Origin of the sequence: Micromonospora sp. NPDC049799, assembly GCF_040656655.1 — a bacterium.
GTDB lineage: Bacteria > Actinomycetota > Actinomycetes > Mycobacteriales > Micromonosporaceae > Micromonospora.
In genome coordinates this window covers 1-5,596 of the sequence record NZ_JBFAMU010000331.1, presented here as the reverse complement: position 1 = coordinate 5,596, position 5,596 = coordinate 1, and the positions used below count along the sequence as shown (strand labels likewise).

Annotated in this window: 5 protein-coding genes; 3 read left to right on the top strand and 2 right to left on the bottom strand. The window is 73.8% G+C overall.

The window, feature by feature from the left end; genetic code table 11:
- Window positions 1–2,057 (top strand): ATP-dependent DNA helicase (locus AB0I76_RS21295; RefSeq protein ID WP_357038103.1); only part of this gene is annotated, 2,057 nt, incomplete at its 5' end.
- 39 nt (window positions 2,058–2,096) lie between these two features.
- Here the strand turns inward: AB0I76_RS21295 and AB0I76_RS21290 are convergent.
- Window positions 2,097–3,446 (bottom strand): AI-2E family transporter, encoded by a 1,350-nt coding sequence (locus AB0I76_RS21290; RefSeq protein WP_357038106.1) that lies wholly within the window; start codon window positions 3,444–3,446, stop codon window positions 2,097–2,099.
- A gap of 128 nt (window positions 3,447–3,574) precedes the next feature.
- On the opposite strand from AB0I76_RS21290, the gene AB0I76_RS21285 reads away from it, so the two are divergent.
- Both AB0I76_RS21285 and AB0I76_RS21280 read left to right on the top strand, forming a co-directional pair.
- Window positions 3,575–3,916 (top strand): co-chaperone GroES, encoded by a 342-nt coding sequence (locus AB0I76_RS21285; RefSeq protein WP_357038100.1) that lies wholly within the window; start codon window positions 3,575–3,577, stop codon window positions 3,914–3,916.
- 75 nt (window positions 3,917–3,991) lie between these two features.
- Window positions 3,992–4,159: a hypothetical protein gene (locus AB0I76_RS21280; RefSeq protein WP_357038098.1), complete on the top strand. Its 168-nt coding sequence runs from the start codon at window positions 3,992–3,994 to the stop codon at window positions 4,157–4,159.
- 31 nt (window positions 4,160–4,190) lie between these two features.
- Here the strand turns inward: AB0I76_RS21280 and AB0I76_RS21275 are convergent.
- Window positions 4,191–5,596 (bottom strand): PrsW family intramembrane metalloprotease (locus tag AB0I76_RS21275; protein WP_357038095.1); only part of this gene is annotated, 1,406 nt, incomplete at its 5' end.

Sequence of the window (5,596 nt, the reverse complement as noted above, 5' to 3'; positions counted from 1 at the left end):
GCGCGGTGCCCGGCGGCGCCGCGCGCCCCGGCCAGCAGGAGATGGCGACCGCGATCGAGGAGTGCGTCTCCGCCCGCGAGCACTTGCTCGTGCAGGCCGGCACCGGCACCGGCAAGTCGCTGGCCTACCTCGCCCCGGCGCTGACCGTGGACGGCCCGGTGGTGGTCTCGACGGCGACCCTGGCGCTGCAGTCGCAACTCGTCGAGCACGATCTCCCCCGGCTGGCCGACGCGGTGGAGCCGCTGCTCGGCCGCCGGCCCACCTTCGCGGTGCTCAAGGGCCGGCACCACTACCTGTGCCTGGCCCGACTGGACAACTCCACCGAGGACGAGCCGGAGGACACCCTCTTCGACACCCCCGCGCCCCGCCCCGCCGGCGGGACAAAGTGGCTGGGTGAGGCCGGCCGGCTCGGCAAGTCGATCCAGCGGCTGCGGGACTGGGCGGAGAAGACCGACACCGGCGACCGCGACGAGCTGGACCCGGGGGTCGACGACCAGGCGTGGCGGCTCGTCTCGATGCCCGCCCGGGAGTGCGTGGGAGCCGCCCGCTGCCCGTTCGGCGCGGAGTGCTTCGCCGAGGCGTCCCGGGCCCGCGCCCGCGAGGCCGACATCGTCGTCACCAACCACAGCCTGCTCGCGGTGGACATGCTCGCCGGCCGGCAGATCGTGCCGCCGCACAAGCTGCTCGTCGTGGACGAGGCGCACGAGCTGGCCGACCGGGTCTCCTCCGCCGCCCAGGCCGAGCTGGTGCCGGAGCTGATCGACCGCACCGCCAAGCGCGCCCGCCCGCTGCTGCGCCCGGAGACCGCCGACGGGCTCACCGCCGCCGGCGACGCCCTCACCGTCGGGCTGGCCGAGGCGCCGGCCGGCCGGATCACCTCCGGCCTGCCGGGTCCGCTGCGCGACGCGTGCACGCTGCTCGACGCGGCCACCCGGTCGGCGCTCGACGCGATCGGCGACGTCAAGGCCGACGACCCCGACCCGGTGCGCAAGCAGCAGGCCAAGGCCGCCCTCGACGAGCTCTCCACCACCGCGCAGCGGCTGCTGGACGAGGCCGACCACGACGTGGCCTGGGTGGAGAAGAACGACACCACCGGCCGGCGGGCGCTGGTCGTCGCGCCGCTGTCCGTCGCGGGCACCCTCGCCACCCACCTGTACGAGGAACGCACCGTCGTCGCCACCTCCGCCACGCTGACGCTGGGCGGCCGCTTCGACACGGTGGCGCGGGCGCTCGGCCTGGAGGCGCCCACGGCGGGCCCGCCGACCCCGGCCGCCGCCGCCCTCGCCGCGTCCACCGGACCCGACCGGCCGCAAGCCACGCGGGGCGCCGCCGGCCCGGGCGGGAGGGTCACGGACGGCACGCCGGGCGTCCCGGCGACCTCGGGACCGGGCTGGCGCTCACTCGACGTGGGATCCCCGTTCGACTACGCGCGGCAGGGCATCCTCTACGTGGCCGCGCACCTGCCCCGGCCCAGCGTCTCCGGGCTGCCCGATGCGGCCGGTGAGGAGCTGCTCGCGCTGGTCGGCGCGCTCGGTGGCCGTACGCTCGGGCTCTTCTCCTCCCGACGGGCCGCGCAGCAGGCCGCGGAGCTGGTCCGCGCGCGGACCGACCTGCCCGTGCTGCTCCAGGGCGAGGAGGCGCTGCCGCTGCTGGTCCGGCGGTTCCGGGAGGAGAAGTCGAGCTGCCTGTTCGGCGTGATGTCACTGTGGCAGGGCGTCGACGTGCCCGGTGACGCGTGCCAGCTGGTGGTCATCGACCGGCTGCCGTTCCCGAGGCCCGACGAGCCGCTGGCCGCCGCCCGCGCCGCCGCGGTGGACGCGAACGGCGGCTCCGGGTTCGCCGCCGTCAGCGTGCCGATCGCCGCCGTCCGGCTCGCCCAGGGCGTCGGCCGGCTGATCCGGGCGACCGGTGACCGTGGTGTGGTCGCGGTGCTCGACTCGCGGCTGGAGACCGCCCGCGGCTACGGGCCGTTCCTGCGCCGCTCCCTCCCACCGTTCTGGTACACGACCCGCCCGGACGTCGCCCGCGGCGCCCTGGAGCGCCTCGCGAAGGCCTGACCGCGCCCCTCGCCCTTCGTGGATCAAGCGTGATCTTGGTCAGGGGGCCTTGGCGGCGACGACGACTGCGTCGGGCGGAGTGTCCGGCACGGTACGCGCGGCGAGACGCCGGACGGCCGTGTTCAGCACGGCGATCAGCGGTACGGCGACCAGCGCGCCGGTGATTCCGGCGAGGACGACGCCCGCCGCGATCCCGATGATCACCGCGAGCGGATGGATGGCCACCGCCCGGCCCATGATCAGCGGCTGGAGCACGTGACCCTCCAACTGCTGCACACCGATCACCACACCGAGGATGATCAGCGCGGTCACCGGGCCGCTGTCGACGAGCGCCACCAGTACCGCCACGCCGCCGGAGAGGGTGGCGCCGACGATCGGGATGAAGGAGCTGAGGAACACCAGGGCGGCGAGCGGGAAGGCGAACGGGATGTCGAAGATGATCAGGAAGATCCCGATGCCGACCGCGTCGATGAAGGCCACCAGCACCGTCGCGCGAACGTACGCACCGAGCGTGGCCCAGGAGGCCCGGCCCGCGTCGTCGACCTTCCACCGGGCGGCTACCGGCAGCAGCCGGACCAGGAAACGCCAGATGTTGTTGCCGTCACGCAGGAAGAAGAACGTCGCGAAGAGCACCAGGACCGCGCCGGTCAGCACCTCGGCCAGCGTCGCCGCGGTGGAGAGCGCGCCACTGGTGAACCGTTCGGTGTTGTTGTTGACCCACTGCTCGGCCTCGTTGATGTAGCGGTCGAGCTGGCCGTCGTTCAGGTGCAGCGGGCCGGTCTTGAGCCAGTCCTGGATCTGGCGCACACCCTCGGACGACTTCTCGCTCAGCTCCGGCACGCCCTGGATGAACTCGTTGACCACCAGGGTGAGCGTGCCGATCACCGCGGCCAGGCCACCGACCAGCACCACCGCCGTCGCGAGGGACCTCGGCAGGCGGGCCCGGAGCAGCCACCCGACAGCCGGCGCCAGCAGCGCCGACAGCAGCAGCGCGATCGCCAGCGGAATGATGACGATGCTGATCCGCCCGACGACCCCCAGCAGCGCCCAGAAGACGACGCCGATCACGATCAGACGCCAGCACCAGGCGGCGGAGATCCGCAGCGCGTGGGGAACGTCCGCGTCGTCCCGGCTGGAGGTGGAGTTGTGCACCGCGGCCGGCTGTTGCGCGCCGACGACGGTCGCCGACGGCGGGGCCACCGGCCCAGGGGAGGCCGGCGAGGCGACGGCCGGCGTCTCCGGGTGGTCGGCGTGGTCGGCGTGGTCGGCCCGGCCGGCGCGCACCGACTCGCGACCGGAATCGTACGCACGGCGGAGCCGACCGCGTACCCGCTCGAAGCGGCTCAAGCGCACCTCCTGGCATGAGAAAGGGACCGCGCACGGGGTCAGTCGGACAGGATACGTCCGACCCCGCCCACCGTAGGGCAGTTCGGCCACACATTGCCCCCGTCCACCGGCACGTAACCACTCCCGGACAGGCGCGGACGGCCACGGACGGGCACGGTACCGTCTGCGGCGTGACCGCCGACCACACGAACCTCGACTCCGGCCTGCCGATCCGACTGCTGCACGACCGCGTGCTGGTACGGATGGAGGGCAGCGAGGGTGAGCGCCGCTCCACCGCCGGCATCGTGATCCCGGCGACCGCCGCCGTGGGCAAGCGGCTCGCCTGGGCGACCGCGGTGGGAGTGGGCCCGAACGTCCGCGCCATCGTCTCCGGCGACCGGGTGCTGTTCGACCCCGACGACCGTTCCGAGGTCGAGCTGCACGGCCGCGGCTACGTGCTGCTGCGCGAGCGCGACGTGCACGCCGTGGCCGCCGAACGCATCGAGAACGACTCCACCGGCCTGTACCTCTGACACCCGGCGCCGTCGGCGTCGTTTGCACCGCTCCCCGCCGGGAAGCCAGCCGCACCACCGGCCTGGGGAGGGACGATGCCGGATTGGATAAGGAAGCTGTTGTTCTGGGGGTTCATCGCGTTCCTGATCTACTTCATGGCCTTCCGGCCCGAGGGCGCGGCGGAGATGTTCGGGGCGATCGGCGCCGGCCTCCTGGCGTTGTTCCAGGGCCTCGGTGACTTCCTCACCAGCCTGATGACCTGAGCACCGGTCAGGTCGGGGACGACGGCGGGGGTCAGGGGCGGCCGGGCGGCCAGGGCGCCGCCGGGCCGGGGCCGTACCAGCCGGGCGGGCCGTAGCCGGCCGGCGGGGGCGGCGGCGCGAGCACCACCGGGATCGGCACCACCGGCTCGTCCGGCGCCTCGACGGTCCGCTGCGAGCCGTCCGGGAACCGCAGGTGGTAGCGCTGCCCGTCCCACGTACCGGCGGGCGCCTGCGGGTCCCGACCGACGAAGAACGCCCGGTACCCGCTGATCGTGTCGAGCAGTTCGCGCTCCTCCACGGCGGCCCGCTCCCGGTCGGCGGGCCGGTTGTCCAGGCCCCGCCGCATGCCGTCGCGCAGCAGCGCCAGCCGGGTCGCGGCGAACTGGTAGCCCCGCATCGCCTTCAGCCCGGCGTCGCCGCCGACCCGCTTGGCCCACACCCGTGCCGCGTGCCGCCGCCCGAGGCTGCTCAGCGCGGCCACCTCGGGCGGGGTCAGCCAGCCGGCCCGGACGTAGTCGGGCAGGATGCGCTCGGTGAGCCGTCCCTCCCAGGCCCGCAGCCACACCGCCAGCCCCACCATGCCGAAGAAGATCGGCACCATCACGCCGATGAACCCGTAGAGCAGGATCAGCGTCTCGCCGGTGGCCTGGGTCAGCGTCGGCAGCAGGTTCCACGTGCCGTGCAGCATCATCGCCAGCAGCAGGCCGGCGACCGGGGCGAGCACCCGCACCCGGCGGTCGGCAGCGCGCGCGGCGATGCCCAGCCCGACGCCCGTCATCGCGGTGAAGAGCGGGTGGGCGAAGCCGAAGAGCAGGATCCGCACGATGAAGATGGCGATGACCTGCTGCGTGCCGGTCGCCGGGCCGTACCGCTCCACGCCAGTGGCGTAGCCGTACCCGCCCAGGTAGAGGATGTTCTCCACCATGGCGAAGCCGATCGCGGAGAGCCCGCAGTAGACCAGCGCGTCGGTGATGCCGGAGATCTCCCGGCGCCGGAAGATCAGCAGCAGGATCGGCCCGAGGGCCTTGGTCAGCTCCTCGATGAAGGGGGCCACCAGCACCCCGGTCAGCGCCGTGGGCAGCCCCAGGTCCTCGAACCGTCCCGCCGAGAAGTTGTTGACGGTCAGCGAGGCGGCGGTGGACACGAACGCGCCCCACGCGAAGCAGAAGATCAGGTACCGCAGTGGCTCCGGCTCGTACCGGTCGAGCCACAGGAAGCAGGCGACCAGCACCGGAACCGGAAGGATCGACGCGACCAGGCCGATCAGCAACGCCTCGACGCCGAGGCTCTCCCCGAGCCGGAAGAGCATGAACACGGCGCAGGCCGCGATCAGCAGGACCACCCCGGCCAGCGCCACGAAGCGTCGCCAGCCCAGCCGGCGCGTCGGCATCCTCACGGCCGGCCCGCCCGGCGGCGGGGCGTCGAGGGCGGTCGGCG